The organism is Neisseria sp., assembly GCF_041804105.1.
Classification (GTDB): domain Bacteria; phylum Pseudomonadota; class Gammaproteobacteria; order Burkholderiales; family Neisseriaceae; genus Neisseria.
This window is the reverse complement of sequence record NZ_JBHCJY010000093.1, coordinates 12,976-30,266: the sequence shown is the minus strand read 5'-3', so window position 1 is coordinate 30,266 and position 17,291 is coordinate 12,976. Positions and strand designations below refer to the sequence as shown.

The window sequence follows — 17,291 nt, the reverse complement described above, 5'->3', positions numbered from 1 at the left end:
GGTGGAGATGGCGATGCCGAATTCTTTTGCGGCTCTACGAATCGTCCATCCTTGACGGAGTTTTTTGAGCACGAGTTGTTTGAAGTCTTGTGAATAGGCCATGGTGGAATTGTATCGAATAATATGTTTATTTGCTATATTTAGTAAAACAGGTTTCTCGTCGGCAAACCTGTTTACACCCTCCGAACCGGACGGCACGCGATACAAAGTGCACACGAAAACAAGGCCGTCTGAAACAGATGTTTCAGACGGCCTTTTACCGTTTCAACCGCTGCCCTGCTTTTATTTCAGCGGACTCATGCCCATCACTTCCATCAGGAAGTTGGTAAACGCGGGATTGGACGGACGGTTTGCCCCCATGTTTCTCCAACGCTGCTGCCAACCGCGCAAAGCGTTTTGGATGTAGATTTTCGACTGCTCGGTGCTGATCTCTCCGCGCTGGCTGTCCACAGCGGAACGCAGATAGACTTCATACATGCTATCGTCCACAGTATTGCGGCCGACCTGCTGGATGCGGTAACGGTTGAGATACTGCGCGGCCTGCACTTTGGTCATCCTGCCTTGGCTGACCTGATAGCTCAAACGGGTGGCTTCTTCGCGGATGCGGGAAACGTCGGACCAGTGGCCGGAAGCCAAACGGAAACTGCCCGACGAAGTGTTTTTCTGCGGCTCTTTCCGGGTATTGGTCGGCTTGACGGGCACTTCGCTCAAAGTCGGCAGGTAAAGGCTTTCACAGCCGGCCAGAGACAATACGGCAACGATAAGGGAAAGTTGTTTTTTCATAAGACAGCTCATTCGGTTCGTTCGGAACGCCACAAGGCGGGATTCGTCTGTTGATTGACGGGATTATTATACGTTCAGACAGCTTTTTGTAAAGCAAGACGGTGTTTATTTTTTGCATTGTTCATAAAATTTTCGGTAAACCGCTGCAAAGTACCGCAGTATTTCGTTTGCAGTTCCAAACCGCTTGCGCGACGGCGGGCATGGCAAAACCTGCCGCTGCGTTTGAAACGCTTTTTTCAGACGGCCCGTATCGGTTTATCCCTTATAATAAGCCACCGTTTTTCCCAGGCCGTCTGAAACATGAAATTCACCTTCCTTATTCTCTATCTCGTCTCCAAACTGCCGTTCCGCGCCATCCAGAAACTGGCCGACGGCGTGGGCATTTTGGCTTACTGCGCCGTCAAACCGCGCCGGAAAGTAGGCGAAACCAACCTGAAAAAATGTTTCCCCGAACTGGACGACAACCAACGGAAAGCCCTGCTCAAGCGCCATTTCCAGCACATGGCCAAGCTGATGTTCGAATACGGCCTGTATTGGTACGCACCTGCCGAGCGGCTGCGCCGTTTCGTGCGTTACCAAGACAAGCACCATCTCGACAACGCTCTGGCCGCAGGCGAAAAAGTCATCCTGCTCTACCCGCATTTCACCGCATTCGAAATGGCGGTGTACACGCTCAATCAGGACGTACCGCTGATCAGCATGTATTCGCACCAGAAAAACAAAGCGATGGACGAACAGATTCTCAAAGGCCGCCACCGTTACGACAACGTCTTTCTCATCGGCCGCAACGAAGGCCTGCGGGCGATTATCAAAAAACTGCGGGCGAGCGACTGGCCGTTCCTCTACCTGCCCGACCAAGATTTCGGCCGCAACGATTCCGTTTTCGTCGACTTTTTCGGCATTCAGACGGCCACCATCGCCGGCTTGAGCCGCATTGCCGCCATGACAGGCGCAAAAGTCATTCCCGCCATCCCCAAACGCGAAGCCGACAACACCGTTACCCTGCGCTTCTACCCCGCATGGGAAAACTTTCCCACAGAAAATGCGCTTGCCGACACCCAGCGTATGAACAGTTTCATCGAAGAGCGCGTGCGCGAAATGCCCGAACAGTATTTCTGGTTGCACAAACGCTTTAAAACACGCCCTGAAGGCGAAGAAGGGTTTTACTGACCCCGTACAATCCGGATTTCGGTTTTTCCGACCCGCACCTCAATTTCCGACCCCAACCGCTACACCGAATTACAGAAAAACCACCGGATTTCCGATACGCTTTTTTTGATTCATTATAAATCAAACCGACCTGAAACACAGTACCCGGGCCGTCTGAAAACTGATTTTTCCACCGTATTTGTATCTGTACCGTTTCCATTTATCGTTTTTAAACCATTAAAAATCAAAAACAACCATCACCGATTCTCCCATCCCGACCGTTTTCAAAAACACCCCCTCTGCCCCGTCAAAACTGTTTTTCTCAAAAACGGAACAATATGAAACCATCCGAACCACTCAATTCATTACGATATAAACCAAAAATATCATTCCCAAACAACAATCACCGTGTTTCCAGAAGCAAAGCTCACAATTATTCATATAAAAATAAAAATTATATTTTCACATTTTTCAAAATTTTAAAACATAAATCCAACATATAAATAAATTATGGAATAAATTTCCAAAAATACCAAAATGTTCAATACACTTAAAACATGTAAGACTATTTAAAACCCGCTCCCGCATCTTGGCAAGCCGTCTGCAAATCGGTATATTCCGACTACACCAAACTACAAAGCAGGTTTTGCCTGCTGCGCAGAATGGTATGCCGCGAAGCATTCCCCAAAGGAATTTTCAGATGGCCTTTCTCCTTGTCTTTACAGCAGCGAACTGAACTGTTGTACAGACAGGTTCGCAGGTGAAACCTGCATTGTTTGTGAAGCGTAAATCTCTGATTTGAGGTATTCGGGCAGCCTTTTGGCTGCCCCTTTTTTACCTTTTGCCAACCGTCGGCGTTCGTGCCAAAATGCTGCAAACATCACGGAAAAGCCGCCATGACCCCGATTCTCGCCTTCGACATCGAAACCGTACCCGACGTAAACGGCATCCGCACGCTCTATGATTTGCCCGACAGCGTTTCCGATGCCGATGCCGTTGCTTTCGCCCAACAGAAACGCCGCGCCCAAACCGGCAGCGATTTCATGCAGCACCACCTGCACCAAGTCGTCGCCATTTCCTGCTGCATGCGCTGGGGCAGCGAAAAAATCCATGTCGGCACCATCGGCGAAACCGATGACGGCGAAGAAACCATGATTGCCAAGTTCTTCGACCTTATCGAAACCCACACCCCGCAGCTCGTCAGCTGGAACGGCGGCGGTTTCGATTTGCCCGTACTGCACTACCGCGCCCTGATTCACGGCGTCAGCGCCGCCCGTTATTGGGATACCGGCGAAGGCGACTTCGGCGATTCCCGTGATTTCAAATGGAACAACTACATCAGCCGCTACCACAACCGCCATTGCGACCTGATGGACCTGCTCGCCCTCTACCAACCCCGCGCCAGCGTACCGCTCGACGACATGGCCAAACTGTGCGGTTTCCCCGGCAAACTGGGCATGGACGGCAGCAAAGTTTGGGATGCCTACCATGCCGGCCGTCTGAAAGAAATCCGCGACTACTGCGAAACCGATGCCGCCAACACCTATTTAATGTACCTGCGCTTTCGCATGATGAGCGGCGCACTCGACGGCGACGAATACGAGCAGGAAATCCGCCGTCTGAAAAACCACCTGAAAACACAGGAAAACGCCGTGCATTGGCAGGAATTCCTAGCGGCTTGGAAATAGCGGGTTTTGCAACTCAAAGGCCGTCTGAAAACACATTTCAGACGGCCTTAAACTTTCGGCAACCCCATGTCTCCGCAATGCGGGTATTCATCCCCGCCGGCAACCTCACATATGATGCAGCCGGCAAACAAGATTGCGGGCAGGTTTTCAAAGTAAGCCTATAAACCATCCTTCTGCCCAAGACAGGAAGCTGCGATAACCAACGGGCATTTGCGCATCCGCCGACTCGAGCCCGACACAAATTCCGACCTGGGAAGAAATCACGGCTGCGGGAAAGCACCCGTCTCTCCGCCATCCCCCGATACCGCTGCAACCATTCTTCCAACCCGATGCCGTCTGAAAACTTTTTCAGACGGCCTTTCTGCGGCCTTATCATTCAGGTAAACTGAATCTCCTTTTCCCACACACGCTCCGTTTGCCATGCACTCTCCCGCCCCGTTCCCACATATCGCACTCATCGGCGTCGGCCTGATCGGTGGTTCGTTCGTGCTCGATCTCAAGCGGCAGCAATTGGCGGGAAAAGTAAGCGGCATCGACCTTAACCGTGAAAACCTCGAACGCGCGCTGGAACGCAAAGTCATCGACGAAGCATTTGAAACCGTCAACGCCGACAGCATCGGCAGCGCGGATTTAGTCATCATCGCCACCCCCGTTTCCACCCTGCCCGCCATCTGCCGCGCCATCCGCCCGTTTTTAAAGCCTGATGCACTGGTTACGGATGTAGGCAGCACCAAACAGTCTGCCGTTGCCGCATTTCGGGAACACCTTGCCGAACACCTTCCCCACTGCATCGCCGCCCATCCGATTGCCGGTTCCGACCGCAGCGGCGCACTGGCCGCACAATTCGGCCTGTTCCAAAACAAAAAACTCATCGTCTGCCCGCACGGAGCGGAAGATTCAGACGGCCTCGACCGCATCGAACGGCTTTGGCAGGCCGTCGGCGCACAGACCTTCCGCATGGAAGCCGCCGCCCACGATGCCGTATTCGCCGCCGTTTCCCATATGCCCCACGTCATTGCCTACGCCTATGTCCACCAAATCGCCGACCACCCCGAAGGAAAAACCTATCTTGATTTCGCCGCCTCGGGTTTCCGCGACTTCACCCGCATCGCCGCCAGCCATCCCGCCGTTTGGACCGACATCTGCATGGCCAACAAAGACGGTTTAATCGACTTAATCGGCGGCCTGCAAACCCAACTCTCCCGCCTGCAAAACCTGTTGGAGAAGCAGGATTCAGACGGCCTTTACCGGTATTTCGACACCGCCCGGCAAACACGCGACGATTGGCAGAATCAGCAGTAACCCTGTAAAAACAGCGTCTTCCTGCCGTTCTTTTTACCTATGATATAAACAGGAGAAATAAGAGATGGTTTTTGACTACAAGAAAGCGTTCAAAGAACTTTATACACCGAAGAAAAACCCGAGTATCGTTACCGTGCCGAGCATAAACTACATCGCAGTCCGCGGGCAAGGCGACCCCAATACAGAAGACGGCGAGTATAAGCAATCTATCGGGTTGTTGTACGGTATCGCCTACACAATCAAGATGAGCAAAACAGGGAGCCGTAAAATAGACGGATATTTTGATTATGTTGTGCCGCCTTTAGAAGGTTTTTGGTGGCAGGAAGGTGTAAAAGGCGTTGATTATGCACACAAGGAAAGTTTCAAATGGATTTCCGTGCTCCGTCTGCCCGATTTTGTAACGGAAGAAGATTTTTGTTGGGCAGTTGGCGAAGCGGAAAAGAAAAAGAAAACGGATTTCTCAAAGGCTGAATTTATGACCTATAACGAAGGTCTGTGCGTACAGTGTCTGCATACGGGAGTATACGATGATGAACCCGCAACGGTCGCAATCATGCACGAGTTTATGGAAAACGAGGGCTATGTTCTCGACATTACAGACAAACGCCTTCATCATGAAATTTACCTCAGCGACGCAAGACGGGTTATTCCCGAGAAACTGAAAACCGTCATCCGCCATCCGGTAAAGAAAGCGTGAACTGAATGAGGCAAAAATAAGCAAATTCAGCAACCCACGGCATCATCCTTCGACAGAAAAACATATCTTCCGACGAATTACATAAAACCAAAGGCCGGGGCAAATGTCTCGGCCTTTGGTTTTATGTTTAAACAGTGGTTTTCACCATTTCTGCTCAGGGGAAACATAGCTGACTTGCACAGATAACGACAGAAGTTGGTGAAGTCGGTCTTGCCGGTTGTTTATCAACACAATATCAGAGCACAGCCTAAAAAATACAAAGGCCGTCTGAAAAATATTTTCAGACGGCCTTTGATTTCCTCAGACTGCAAAACATCTATACCAACAACATCTATACCAACAACATCCATATTCCATATACTATCAGGCCAACGAATACCGCCATCAGCAGCCAAAACCAAAATGTTCCCCAACGGCTTTTGGCATTGCTCAATATCTCAAGCGGAATCTGCAGCAAGTCGAGTAGAAAATCAGCCATTACAGCCCCAAATCTTTCCACATGGCATCGACTTTCGCCACAGTAGCCGCGTCTTTTTCAATCACGCGCCCCCATTCGCGGTCGGTTTCGCCCGGCCACTTGTTGGTGGCATCCAAACCCATTTTTCCGCCCAAGCCGCTGACGGGGCTGGCGAAGTCGAGATAATCAATCGGCGTGTTTTCGATTAACACCGTATCGCGCACCGGATCCATGCGGGTGGTAACCGCCCAAATCACTTCTTTCCAGTCGCGGCAGTCCACGTCGTCGTCCACCACGATGATGAACTTGGTGTACATAAACTGGCGCAGGAACGACCAGCAGCCCATCATCACGCGCTTGGCGTGTCCGGCGTACTGCTTCTTAATCGACACCACCGCCATGCGGTAGGAGCAGCCCTCGGGCGGCAGGTAAAAATCGACGATTTCGGGAAACTGCTTTTGCAGCAGCGGTACGAACACTTCGTTCAAAGCCACGCCCAGCACCGCAGGCTCGTCGGGCGGTTTGCCCGTGTAGGTGGAATGGTAAACCGGGTCTTTGCGCATGGTGATGCGCTCAACGGTGAACACGGGGAAATAATCCTGCTCGTTGTAATAGCCCGTGTGGTCGCCGTAAGGCCCTTCCAGCGCGGTTTCATCGGGATAAATCACGCCTTCCAGCACGATTTCCGCCCGCGCGGGCACCTGCAAATCGTTGCCGATGCACTTTACCAGTTCTGTACGCGAACCGCGCAGCAGGCCGGCAAACTGGTATTCGCTCAGCGTATCGGGCACGGGCGTAACCGCGCCCAAAATGGTCGCCGGATCGCAGCCCAGCACCACGGCCACGGGATACGGCTGCCCCGGATTGGCCTTTTTGAACGCCTGAAAATCCAGCGCGCCGCCGCGGTGCGCCAGCCAGCGCATAATCAGCTTGTTTCTGCCGATAAGCTGCTGGCGGTAGATGCCCAGATTTTGACGTTTTTTGTGCGGCCCGCGCGTCACGGTCAAACCCCACGTGACCAGCGGAGCGACATCTTCCGGCCAGCAGTGCTGTATCGGAAGTTTATACAAATCAACCTCTTCACCTTCCCACACGATTTCCTGACACGGCGCGTTTTTCACCACGTTCGGCGCCATGCTCCAAATGTCTTTCAACAGCGGCAGCTTGGAAAACGCATCCTTAATGCCTTTGGGCGGCTCGGGTTCTTTCAGGTAGGCCAGCGTCTGGCCGATTTCGCGCAACTTGTCCACGCTGTCCGCACCCATGCCCATCGCCACACGTTCGGGCGTGCCGAACAGGTTGGCCAGCACGGGATAATCGTAGCGGCTGCCGTCGGGCTTGACGGTGTTTTCAAACAACAGCGCAGGCCCTTGGGCACGCAGCACGCGGTCGGAAATTTCGGTCATTTCCAAATGCGGCGACACAGGCGTACCGATGCGCTTGAGCTTGCCCTGCTGCTCGAGCATGGCGATAAAATCACGCAAATCATTGTATTTCATCATATTCATCCTAATCATCAGGCCGTCTGAAAATATTTTTCAGACGGCCTCAAATCTACCCCGCTCCGTATCCGGTTTACAATACAGCAATATTCCTCAAACCTTTATTGCCGATTATATAACATTTACGGCATACAGCATTCTCCCGATAATGCACCCACCTTGCCCCAGCCGTCATTTGTAACTATAATACGCGCTTGCTTTAACCGGGTCTGTAGCTCAGGGGTTAGAGCAGGGGACTCATAATCCCTTGGTCGTGGGTTCGAACCCCACCGGACCCACCAGTTTTATTGATGCCGTCTGAAAACGATGGGGCTTCGACGATATTTGTATTAATTAAATTAGAAAACAATAAAAGCGCAGATTACAAGCTGCGCTTTTATTGTTTTCTATAATTACCTGTCCAATTCTCTCTTTTCAAAGTCCTACAGACTCTTTCAAAATACGGGCTTTATCGGTACGCTCCCAAGTAAACTCCGGCTCTTCTCGACCGAAATGGCCGTATGCGGCGGATTTGCTGTAAATCGGGCGTAATAAGTCGAGCATCTGCACGATGCCTTTAGGGCGCAAATCGAAGTGTTCGCGTACAAGTTGAATCAATTCGGCTTCGTTCAGCTCACCGGTACCGAAAGTATCGATGGAAATCGAAGTCGGTTCGGCGATACCGATGGCGTAGGAAATTTGGATTTGGCACTGTTTGGCCAATCCTGCGGCAACGATGTTTTTGGCGACGTAGCGGCAGGCGTATGCGGCGGAGCGGTCGACTTTGCTCGGGTCTTTGCCGGAAAATGCACCACCGCCGTGCGGAGCGGAACCGCCGTAGGTGTCGACGATGATTTTGCGTCCTGTCAGGCCGCAATCGCCCTGCGGTCCGCCGATGACGAAATTGCCGGTGGGATTAATCAGGTATTTGGTTTCTTCCGTCAGCATTTCAGACGGCAGTACGGGGAAGATAATGTGCTGTTTGACGGCTTCGATAAGCTCTTCGCGGCCGATTGTTTCGCTGTGCTGAGTGGAAAGGACAACGGTGTCGATGCGTTTCACTTTACCGGTTTCGCTGTCGTAAACACAGGTAAGCTGAGCTTTGGCATCAGGGCGGAGCCAAGGCAGCAGGCCGCTTTTGCGTACTTCGCTCTGACGCTGCATCAGGCGGTGGCTGTAATAAATCGGGAACGGCATCAGCGCGGGGGTTTCATCGCAGGCGTAACCGAACATCAGCCCTTGGTCGCCTGCGCCCTGATTCAAATCCACGCCCTGCCCTTCGTTGACACCTTGGGCAATGTCGGGCGACTGTTCTCCGTAATTCAACACCACTTTGCAGGTATCCGCCGCAAAACCCATAGCAGGATCGTTATAACCGATGCGGCGGATGGTATCGCGGGCGATTTTTTCATAATCGACTTTGGCCGTGGTGGTGATTTCGCCCGCCAATACGCACAAATCGGTGGCCACCAATGTTTCGGCGGCAACACGCGCTTTGGGGTCTTGGGCAAAAATGGCATCGAGAACCGCATCGGAAATCTGGTCGGCAACCTTGTCGGGATGGCCTTCGGATACGGATTCTGAGGTGAACAGGTATTCGCTCATGGCTGTGCTTTCTGGGAAATCTATGGAATATAGAACGGTGGATTCGGAACGGCGGGTATTATATCAGAGAACACCGTTACAGGCCGTCTGAAAACTTTCCTGCATGAAGGGAATGAAGTACCCGTGTTTAACCCTGCCTGATGTGCGTATTTTCCGCTTTCGGCAGCGAACATGACAGAACGGCTGCGGCAACGGCACCCGCCAAAGAAAAGGAAGCCGTCATGTTGCCGCCGGCAAACAGGCCGAACAGCGCCGATAATGCTGTGCCCGTACAGACAAACAGCACCATGCCCGTAATATTCCGCCGCCACCCCGCCATCGTAGCGGCAACGGCGGTAGCGGTAGCGGGGATGACTCCGTACAACCAGCCGAAAGCCATGAAAAGCAATAAAAGCCCGAACGGATCGGGCGGCAATCCACCCTCAGCATCGGATACCAATAATGATAAGAATACGGTTATCCCGCCCAATACACCGCCGAGCAGAAACGACAGCCACAATGTTTTGGCATATGCCCCAAACGGCGGTTTTTCAGACGGCCTTTTCAATCGTTTAGCCATTTATTCCCTTTTTATTGATTGTTTTGATGATTGTGAGATAGTGTTGCCCATTTCTTCCGGACGAAGAAATACAGAGCGGTTTAACGAAAAGTTTGATCGCTTCAAACAAAACACCGGTTCTGTTTTTACACAGCGTATCAGAAACAACCATTCCAATCAGACGACATAAAAATTCCACACATCCAAACAGGTTTTCAGACGGCCTTATCCGCATCCGGCAGAAACACCGATAAAACGAATGCCGAAAATATTCCTGAAAATGCAACGGCCAATACGTCGGGCGCACCGAACAGCATTCTGCCGAACACAGGCGTCAGCCCCGCATAAGCGGCGGAAACCAGTCCGCCGATAACCGTCATCGCCGCCACACCGCCCAAGCCGTGCGTCAACCGCAACACCACTGCTGAAAACGCAGTCAGAAGCGAAGGCAGCAGGCCGTAAAGCACACTGGCCGCCAAACCTGTAAATACGGCGGCCGCTGCGGCATCCGGATTGTCCTGCTCCGGCCAGGTAAGCATCATCAATGCGGCAACGGCGCTGCCGGGCAGTATCCCTCCGCCCAGTGCGCACGCCCAAATCAGTTTCGAATATCTTTTGACCGGTTTTTCCGGTTTTGCGTTTTCCATTACAATAAGCCTTTTCCGTTAATGTGCGACAGCCATGCAAGCCATCGTCTTCTTTATTTTCCGCTGCCTGAGCACACTCCCCCTGCGTGTTTTACACGCTTTGGGCGATGTACTCGGTACGGTTGCTTTTTATGTGGCTGCAAAAGACCGCGAACGCATCCGCGGAAATTTACATACCGCCGGCATTTTATCAGATGACAATGCAATAAAAAAAGTATTGCGCGAAACGGCAAAAGGCGGGCTGGAACTACCTGTCGCATTTTTCAGACGGCCTGAGCAGGTAGCAGCCCTTTTCAAAACCGTAAACGGTTGGGAACACGTTCAGACGGCCTTGGATGCGGGCGAAGGGCTGCTGTTCATCACGCCGCACATCGGCAGTTACGACATCGCGGGACGCTACATCAGCGAACAACTGCCCTTCCCGCTGACCGCCATGTACAAACCGCCGAAAATCAAAGCCTTTGATGCCGTGATGCAGGCCGGACGCGTGCGCGGCAAGGGCAAAACCGCGCCCACCAGCATCCAAGGCGTGAAACAAGTCATCAAAGCCCTGAGAGCGGGCGAAGCCACGATTGTGTTGCCCGACCATGTTCCCGACCCCGAAGAAGGCGGCGAAGGCGTATGGGCGGATTTTTTCGGCAAACCCGCCTACACCATGACGCTTGCGGGCAAACTGGCCCAAGTCAAAGGCGTGAAAGCCTTGTTTTTCGTCGGCGAACGCCTGCCGGAAGGACAAGGCTTTTCGCTGCACATCGAACCGTTGCGCGGCACATTAACCGGAGACAAAGGAACCGATGCGCGGGTCATCAACGAAAACGTGGAATATTGGATCCGGCGTTTTCCCGCACAATATCTGTTTGCATACAACCGCTACAAACGTCCGGCAGGCGCACCGGAACGGCCGCGCTAACCCATTTCCTGTTCACGGTTTGTATCCGCGTTGCTTTATATTTCAGTCATTCCCAAGTATCCATATCATCAAAACATAACGGATAACGGCTCATCCGTTTCTACATGCCCCGGCAATAAAACAAGGCCGTCTGAAAACTTTTTCAGACGGCCTTTTGTATCAAACCGAATTATCGGGCGCTTGCCTGCTGGATTTTGCCGGATTCGGAGAACTGGATTTCTTTCACGACGCTGAAATCGCGCGCTTCGCCGTTAACGAATGCGGGACGCATTGTTTGGTTTTCCAACCATTCTACGGCACGGTTGTCGATGCTGATGTCGCCGCTGCTGCGGACAACGCGCACGTTGCTCACATCACCGTCGGCACCGATGGTCAGACGCATGGCGACTTTGCCGGTAATGGGAGAAGATGCCTCGGACGCTTTTTGATAGAACGAAACGCTGCCTGCGGCGGCAGTTTGCACACCTGCAACCAAAGCAGCGGCGGCAACGGCAGTAAGGGTTTTGCGGAGATTCATGGTCGTAATCCTTGTCAGTAAGTAGTTAACGTTTAGAGTAATGTCAGTAATGTGTTTGGCGCGGCAGGTTTTCCTGCTTTGTTGGAATGCATTTTGAATGATAAAAATGATGAATGCAACAGATAAATGCGTTTTTTTCGTGATAAACGGTTATTTTTTTGCCCACCCAAACCATGATTGTCAACAATATTCACCATAAAAACGGAACATACTCAGACAAGGCATGATATTTATTCCAGGTAAAACAACCGGCTAGCAATACAAATTATATAACGTTAGTAACTGATTTTATTGGATTTTAATCAACACTCCCAATGTGGTTTTTATGTTACCGTTTGTCGTTTTTACACACCGATTATTTTCTAATGCCGTCTGAAAAAACAAAAAATGCTTGAAAATACCGTTGCTGCCGATTTGCGGGAGATGGTGTAGAATCGCTGCTCCGAAAAATATTTGTGGGAGTATCAGGAGATGGCCGGTTTGAAGTTCACCAAAATGCACGGTTTGGGCAATGATTTTATGGTTGTCGACGGCATCAGCCAGCAGTTCGTGCCGGAAGAAGCGCCTCTGAAAGCGTGGGCCGACCGCAACACCGGCATCGGATTCGACCAATTGCTGCTGGTGGAAAAGCCGTCGTCCGACGCGGTGGATTTCCGTTACCGGATTTTCAATGCCGACGGTTCGGAAGTGGAACAGTGCGGCAACGGCGCCCGCTGCTTCGTGCGTTTCGTGACCGATAAAGGCTTGAGCAGCAAACGAGAAATCTTGGTGGAAACCGCCCGCGGCGTGATTGTGCCGCGCCTGCTCGACAACGGCTTGGTAACGGTCAATATGGGCAAACCGCATTTCAGGCCGTCTGAAATTCCTTTCGTCCCTGCACACGGAGAACCTGAAGACGCGCTCACACATATTGTATTGGTGGGTTTGGAGTCCGTGCCGGTCAGCTGCGTCAACATGGGCAACCCGCATGCGGTGATTGTGGTGGAAGATGTGGAAACCGCACCCGTGGCATTGTGGGGCGAAACCATCGAATCGCATGCACAGTTCCCCGAACGGGTAAATGTGGGCTTTATGCAGATTGTCGGCCGCAGCGAAATACGTTTGCGCGTCTATGAACGCGGCACGGGCGAGACGCAAGCCTGCGGTACGGGCGCATGTGCGGCCGTGGTGGCCGGCGTACGGCTCGGTCTGTTGGATGCGGACACCGACGTGAAAGTCAACCTGCCGGGCGGGCAACTGCTCGCAAACTGGCACGACGGCGGCGATGTGATGATGACAGGCCCTGCGGTTACGGTATTCGAGGGCGAACTGCAATACTGATGATGGCTTTCGATTCCGATATTCTCACGGCGTTGGTTTACGCAGCAGTATTTGCTGCGGCGGCAATACGTGCTAAACAGTGGCCGTGGCTTTTGGGCTGCATACTGCTGTGGCTGGTGGTTAATGCGGCGGGTATGCTGTTTCTCGGCGTTCGTTCAGACGGCCTGCTTGCGCCGTCGACAGGCGGTATGGCGGAAATCAAACCCGAAGGGCTTTGGTATTTCGGCCACCCCCTGTCGTTGGTTGCGCCGCAGCTCTACATCGTTCCGGCCAGCCTGCTGTACTTTAAAAAAACAGCATGGCAGCGCAACGGCGAAGCATCGTACCGTGCCGCAGGCGGAGCATTCATCGGCCTGTTTGCCGTAACCGGCGCCTTGTCCGCAGCCGCCCTGCTGCTGATCGCCGCAACGGTATGGTACGCCTATCCCACGGGCAACACCGCCTATGCTGCTTCGGCAATGCTGTATCTGTTTGTATTGAAACCCGTATTCTGGATTTTGATACAGGCCACTCTGATGATTGTGTTCTATATACACAGCCAAAAAATCAAAGGCATACCTGCCGACAACTTCAGCCCGGCGCAACTGAAAGCCGGTTTCCTGCTGTCGCTGCTGCTGGCGGGCATCTCAATCGTCGGCGCAATGGCTTTGGTTTGGCTCCGTCAGGCAGCTTAGCGTTTACGGGCATAGCGGTTATAAGGAAAGAATTTTTGGATATTGTTTTTTCAGACGGCCTCTGTTTACAATAAAGGCCGTTTTTCCATATCATCAGGAGCAGTCAAATGAACATCGCCAACAGCATTACCGACTTAATCGGCAACACCCCGCTGGTCAAATTGAACAGGCTTTCCGAAGGCCTGCCCGCCACCGTTGCCGCCAAACTGGAATTTTTCAACCCCGGCAGCAGCGTCAAAGACCGCATTGCCGAATCCATGATTGATGCCGCCGAAAAAGCCGGGAAAATCAACAAAAACACCGTTATCGTCGAAGCCACCAGCGGCAACACCGGTATCGGCTTGGCGATGGTCTGCGCCGCACGCGGCTACAAACTCGCCATCACCATGCCCGAAAGCATGAGCAAAGAGCGCCGCATGCTCCTGCGCGCCTTCGGTGCCGAACTGATTCTGACCCCCGCCGCCGAAGGCATGGGCGGGGCGATTGCCAAAGCGCAGGCACTGGTTGACGAACGCCCCGACGTTTATTTCATGGTGCGCCAGTTCGACAACGAAGCCAACCCCGAAGTCCACCGCAAAACCACCGCCGAAGAAATCTGGCGCGACACCGACGGCCAAGTCGACATTTTCGTCGGCGGCGTAGGTACGGGCGGCACCATCACCGGCGTGGGCGAAGTCTTGAAATCGCGCAAACCCGAAGTCAAAATCGTGGCCGTCGAACCGGAAGCCTCGCCCGTATTGAGCGGCGGCGAAAAAGGCCCGCACCCGATTCAGGGTATCGGCGCAGGGTTCGTGCCTTCCATCTTAAACACCAAAATCTACGACGAAATCATCAAAGCCCCCAACGAAGCCGCTTTTGAAACCGCCCGCGCCATGGCGGAACAGGAAGGCATTCTCGTCGGCATTTCTTCCGGCGCAGCCGTTTGGAGCGCCCTGCAACTGGCGAAAAAACCTGAAAACGCAGGCAAACTGATTGTGGTGCTGATTCCGTCTTACGGCGAACGTTATCTCTCTACTCCGTTGTTTGCCGATTTGGCATAACACCCGATTCCCAAAAGAAGAAAGGCCGTCTGAAACATATTTTTCAGACGGCCTTTCTTCTTTTGGGAATCGGGCTTTGGTATTTACAAATATCTGTTTATATTCAAAAAACTTAAAATTCCTACCATAAATTCTCACATGCCTTACTCAACCGATTTCCACCGATTGGCGTTACAGAAAATAGGACAAGGATTTTCCATCAAACAGGCCGCACAAGAAATGGGTATCTGGTGAACAACGCTCAGAACATAGATTAAAGAATCCCGTACTCAAAGGTTATCTCAAACCAAGTGAAGTGCCTGAAAATCAGCCACACAGCTTTTTCAAAATGTCACCGATTATCCCAATATATAACCATGATGAACGTATACAATTTTTCGGATATTCCACTACGGTCGTCAACAAAACTCTGAAAAAGTGTGGACTCAACCTAAAAAAACCTGTAGACATCCGAGAACCAATAAATGAAAATGAATCAGAAAAATTTTTAAAAGGCTACTCACAAAGGAGTAGCTAGAGCCTTTCTTAAGGCTACGAGGTAATCGTGTTGATAGTTACCTCCGTACGACCCTGATCTCAAGCCAATCAAACACTGTTGGGCTTAGATTAAAGCTTTCAGACAAAGTCATCGTATTCAATCAATTGATAAATTATTTGTATAGAATTAAACAGAATAAAATTTAATTTTATTAACTACAGAATAAAAAATGCTGGATTACAAACATAAATTCTCGCCTACATGGGAATGACAGAAGTCGGAGAAATTCGTCTTGTCGGTATGCATAACTTTTTGAATACATTCCAAATTGGTCATAAAAATAGATAAAGAGCCAGATCGATCTGGAGTACTTAATTTAGAATAAGTCTAGTGCAAGGTAATGAAGACAACAATGTAAGAATTTTGAGTTGTATAACGACTTTTGGAAGAGGTCACCAGAATCTTTAATGGATTACTCCTTCTTTAAATCAACAAATACCGTTAGAAACAAATTATTGAACTTTCTAATATTATAATCCAGAGATGCTGGCAAGTGGTGAAGTGATAAAGATAGGGTAACTGATATGTTCTGCACAGAAAGCCACAAGGTTCTCTTCACTCATCCGATTAAAATCCGATATGTTTTAGTCATCTCTAAAAGAAATTTTAGCAGACCGCAGCCCACATGACCGCGACGGCGGCTTTATTTCTCCCAGCCGATCCAAGTTTCTCCGCTTTTTTTCCTTGCCTGCCAGCGTTCGCTCAATGTGTCGGTGGTCGGAGCATCCTGCTCGGCCTGCCAGATGACTTTTCCGCCGCCGATCGGGTGGGACCCGCGCAGGCCGATGTAGCTGCCTTGGTCGGCAACAACGGTTTTGGAAAAAGAATGCGAACGGGTTTTGGTGTGCGATGTTTCGATGCCGCTTTTAATCTGCCCGTAGATCTCGGTTTGCGCGGCGGCGGCAAGCGGCAGGAAAAGGGTTAGGACGGCGAGAATTCTGTTCACGGTATTTCCTTTGAAAATATGTTGTCGGACGACATAAAAAATGGTGGAATCTGTATGGCAGTGTACATGCTTCCGATGTAAATAAACCGCAATTCGGGCAAAATCCGTCCGAACGTTTTTTCAGACGGCCTTCCGTCCCGATACAGCAAGGAGAACATCATGACCGACCGTAAAAAAGACAAAATCCGTACTGCCGCTGTGCAGATGGTATCCGGCACGCGTCCCGAAGAAAACATCTCCGCCATGCGCCGTTTGGTGCGCGAAGCGGCGGAACAGGGTGCGGACTGGGTGCTGCTGCCGGAATACTGGCCGCTGATGGGCACCGGCGACACCGACAAACTGGCGGTTGCGGAAGACACGGGCGACGGTGTTTTTCAGACGGCCTTGAGCGAAACGGCCAAAGAATGCGGCGTGGTGTTGTTCGGCGGTTCGATACCCGTCAAAAGCCCCGAGCAGGGCAAGGTGCTGAACACCCTGTTTGTGTACGGCCGCGACGGCGAGCCGCTCGGCCACTACCACAAAATGCACCTGTTCGGCTTTACCAACGACCGCGAACGTTACAACGAAACGGAAACGATTACGTCGGGCAAAACGCTGCCCAACCTGCGCGCCGACGGCGTGCTGCTGGCCACGGGCATCTGCTACGACCTGCGCTTTCCCGAATTTTTCCGCGAACAGGCGCCGTTTGACGTATTGCTGCTGCCCGCCGCATTCACGCAAACCACGGGACAGGCGCATTGGGAGCTGCTGCTGCGCGCCCGTGCGGTGGAAAACCAGTGTTTCGTTATCGCCGCCGCACAAGGCGGCCTGCACGAAAGCGGCAGGCGCACCTACGGCCACAGCATGATTATCGACCCGTGGGGGACGGTGCTCGCTTCGCTGCCCGAAGGCGAAGGCGTGGTAACGGCGGATTTGGACATGAACAGGCTCGCCGAAATCCGCACCATGCTGCCTGCCTTGAAACACCGGATGCTGTGAAACGGCCGGCCAACGGCGTTT

16 protein-coding genes and 1 tRNA gene are annotated in these 17,291 nt (G+C 52.0%); 10 read left to right on the top strand and 7 right to left on the bottom strand.

Translation table 11 applies throughout. The annotated features are described in order from the left end of the window. Positions 1-282 precede the first annotated feature (282 nt). Positions 283-783 (bottom strand): prokaryotic membrane lipolipid attachment site family protein, encoded by a 501-nt coding sequence (locus tag ACEYDX_RS08505; protein ID WP_373741587.1) that lies wholly within the window; start codon positions 781-783, stop codon positions 283-285. A gap of 300 nt (positions 784-1,083) precedes the next feature. Here ACEYDX_RS08505 and ACEYDX_RS08500 point away from each other — a divergent pair, with 300 nt between their 5' ends. The 4 genes from ACEYDX_RS08500 (at position 1,084) to ACEYDX_RS08485 (ending at position 5,619) form a co-directional block, all read left to right on the top strand. Further along, positions 1,084-1,953 (top strand): lipid A biosynthesis lauroyl acyltransferase, encoded by an 870-nt coding sequence (locus tag ACEYDX_RS08500; protein WP_373741586.1) that lies wholly within the window; start codon positions 1,084-1,086, stop codon positions 1,951-1,953. A gap of 875 nt (positions 1,954-2,828) precedes the next feature. Then, a complete protein-coding gene (locus ACEYDX_RS08495) occupies positions 2,829-3,620 on the top strand; it encodes a 3'-5' exonuclease (protein WP_373741585.1) in 792 nt (263 codons plus the stop codon). Between the two features lie 420 nt (positions 3,621-4,040). Further along, positions 4,041-4,922: a prephenate dehydrogenase gene (locus ACEYDX_RS08490; RefSeq protein WP_373741584.1), complete on the top strand. Its 882-nt coding sequence runs from the start codon at positions 4,041-4,043 to the stop codon at positions 4,920-4,922. 64 nt (positions 4,923-4,986) lie between these two features. Then, entirely contained in the window at positions 4,987-5,619 is a 633-nt protein-coding gene (locus ACEYDX_RS08485; RefSeq protein WP_373741583.1) for a GyrI-like domain-containing protein, read from the top strand. A gap of 477 nt (positions 5,620-6,096) precedes the next feature. Here ACEYDX_RS08485 and ubiD read toward each other — a convergent pair whose 3' ends face one another. After that, positions 6,097-7,575, bottom strand: a complete 1,479-nt coding sequence (gene ubiD / locus ACEYDX_RS08480) for a 4-hydroxy-3-polyprenylbenzoate decarboxylase (protein ID WP_373741590.1) — start codon at positions 7,573-7,575, stop codon at positions 6,097-6,099. Between the two features lie 208 nt (positions 7,576-7,783). On the opposite strand from ubiD, the gene ACEYDX_RS08475 reads away from it, so the two are divergent. Next, positions 7,784-7,859, top strand: a tRNA-Ile gene (locus ACEYDX_RS08475). A 133-nt stretch (positions 7,860-7,992) separates the two neighbouring features. On the opposite strand, the gene metK is transcribed toward ACEYDX_RS08475, so the two are convergent. From metK to ACEYDX_RS08460, 3 genes are all read right to left on the bottom strand, one after another. Continuing rightward, the gene (gene metK / locus ACEYDX_RS08470; RefSeq protein ID WP_373741582.1) at positions 7,993-9,162 is read right to left on the bottom strand and encodes a methionine adenosyltransferase; all 1,170 of its coding nucleotides are present in this window, start codon (positions 9,160-9,162) and stop codon (positions 7,993-7,995) included. Positions 9,163-9,289: 127 nt separating this feature from the next. Beyond that, positions 9,290-9,721, bottom strand: coding sequence for a hypothetical protein (locus ACEYDX_RS08465; protein WP_373741581.1), 432 nt, complete (start codon positions 9,719-9,721; stop codon positions 9,290-9,292). Between the two features lie 194 nt (positions 9,722-9,915). After that, on the bottom strand, positions 9,916-10,347 hold the full coding sequence (locus tag ACEYDX_RS08460) for a hypothetical protein (RefSeq protein WP_373741580.1): 432 nt from the start codon (positions 10,345-10,347) through the stop codon (positions 9,916-9,918). A gap of 34 nt (positions 10,348-10,381) precedes the next feature. Here ACEYDX_RS08460 and ACEYDX_RS08455 point away from each other — a divergent pair, with 34 nt between their 5' ends. After that, positions 10,382-11,257: a lysophospholipid acyltransferase family protein gene (locus ACEYDX_RS08455; protein WP_373741579.1), complete on the top strand. Its 876-nt coding sequence runs from the start codon at positions 10,382-10,384 to the stop codon at positions 11,255-11,257. A 169-nt stretch (positions 11,258-11,426) separates the two neighbouring features. Here ACEYDX_RS08455 and ACEYDX_RS08450 read toward each other — a convergent pair whose 3' ends face one another. Further along, positions 11,427-11,774, bottom strand: coding sequence for an energy transducer TonB (locus ACEYDX_RS08450; RefSeq protein WP_373741578.1), 348 nt, complete (start codon positions 11,772-11,774; stop codon positions 11,427-11,429). Between the two features lie 471 nt (positions 11,775-12,245). Between ACEYDX_RS08450 and dapF the strand changes: the two genes are divergently transcribed. The 3 genes from dapF to cysK all read left to right on the top strand — a co-directional run bounded on the left by dapF (position 12,246) and on the right by cysK (position 14,808). Next, positions 12,246-13,094: a diaminopimelate epimerase gene (gene dapF, locus ACEYDX_RS08445; RefSeq protein ID WP_373741589.1), complete on the top strand. Its 849-nt coding sequence runs from the start codon at positions 12,246-12,248 to the stop codon at positions 13,092-13,094. Beyond that, complete coding sequence (locus tag ACEYDX_RS08440) at positions 13,094-13,768, top strand: hypothetical protein (protein ID WP_373741577.1); 675 nt, start codon at positions 13,094-13,096, stop codon at positions 13,766-13,768. The genes dapF and ACEYDX_RS08440 overlap by 1 nt, the downstream gene beginning before the upstream one ends. A 107-nt stretch (positions 13,769-13,875) precedes the next feature. Beyond that, positions 13,876-14,808, top strand: a complete 933-nt coding sequence (gene cysK / locus ACEYDX_RS08435) for a cysteine synthase A (RefSeq protein WP_373741576.1) — start codon at positions 13,876-13,878, stop codon at positions 14,806-14,808. A 1,181-nt stretch (positions 14,809-15,989) separates the two neighbouring features. Here cysK and ACEYDX_RS08430 read toward each other — a convergent pair. Then, positions 15,990-16,292, bottom strand: a complete 303-nt coding sequence (locus ACEYDX_RS08430) for a porin (protein WP_373741575.1) — start codon at positions 16,290-16,292, stop codon at positions 15,990-15,992. Between the two features lie 159 nt (positions 16,293-16,451). On the opposite strand from ACEYDX_RS08430, the gene ACEYDX_RS08425 reads away from it, so the two are divergent. Then, complete coding sequence (locus ACEYDX_RS08425; protein WP_373741574.1) at positions 16,452-17,270, top strand: carbon-nitrogen hydrolase family protein; 819 nt, start codon at positions 16,452-16,454, stop codon at positions 17,268-17,270. The last annotated feature ends 21 nt before the right edge of the window (positions 17,271-17,291 follow it).

What these genes read in the sequence shown, in the direction of transcription:
- ACEYDX_RS08450 (WP_373741578.1), bottom strand. Translation starts at nt 11,774, where the DNA reads ATGAATCTCCGCAAAACCCTTACTGCCGTTGCCGCCGCTGCTTTGGTT.
- cysK (WP_373741576.1), top strand. Translation starts at nt 13,876, where the DNA reads ATGAACATCGCCAACAGCATTACCGACTTAATCGGCAACACCCCGCTG.
- ACEYDX_RS08440 (WP_373741577.1), top strand. Translation starts at nt 13,094, where the DNA reads ATGATGGCTTTCGATTCCGATATTCTCACGGCGTTGGTTTACGCAGCA.
- metK (WP_373741582.1), bottom strand. Translation starts at nt 9,162, where the DNA reads ATGAGCGAATACCTGTTCACCTCAGAATCCGTATCCGAAGGCCATCCC.
- ACEYDX_RS08425 (WP_373741574.1), top strand. Translation starts at nt 16,452, where the DNA reads ATGACCGACCGTAAAAAAGACAAAATCCGTACTGCCGCTGTGCAGATG.
- ACEYDX_RS08505 (WP_373741587.1), bottom strand. Translation starts at nt 783, where the DNA reads ATGAAAAAACAACTTTCCCTTATCGTTGCCGTATTGTCTCTGGCCGGC.
- ACEYDX_RS08490 (WP_373741584.1), top strand. Translation starts at nt 4,041, where the DNA reads ATGCACTCTCCCGCCCCGTTCCCACATATCGCACTCATCGGCGTCGGC.
- ACEYDX_RS08455 (WP_373741579.1), top strand. Translation starts at nt 10,382, where the DNA reads ATGCAAGCCATCGTCTTCTTTATTTTCCGCTGCCTGAGCACACTCCCC.
- ACEYDX_RS08495 (WP_373741585.1), top strand. Translation starts at nt 2,829, where the DNA reads ATGACCCCGATTCTCGCCTTCGACATCGAAACCGTACCCGACGTAAAC.
- ACEYDX_RS08465 (WP_373741581.1), bottom strand. Translation starts at nt 9,721, where the DNA reads ATGGCTAAACGATTGAAAAGGCCGTCTGAAAAACCGCCGTTTGGGGCA.
- dapF (WP_373741589.1), top strand. Translation starts at nt 12,246, where the DNA reads ATGGCCGGTTTGAAGTTCACCAAAATGCACGGTTTGGGCAATGATTTT.
- ACEYDX_RS08500 (WP_373741586.1), top strand. Translation starts at nt 1,084, where the DNA reads ATGAAATTCACCTTCCTTATTCTCTATCTCGTCTCCAAACTGCCGTTC.
- ubiD (WP_373741590.1), bottom strand. Translation starts at nt 7,575, where the DNA reads ATGAAATACAATGATTTGCGTGATTTTATCGCCATGCTCGAGCAGCAG.
- ACEYDX_RS08485 (WP_373741583.1), top strand. Translation starts at nt 4,987, where the DNA reads ATGGTTTTTGACTACAAGAAAGCGTTCAAAGAACTTTATACACCGAAG.
- ACEYDX_RS08460 (WP_373741580.1), bottom strand. Translation starts at nt 10,347, where the DNA reads ATGGAAAACGCAAAACCGGAAAAACCGGTCAAAAGATATTCGAAACTG.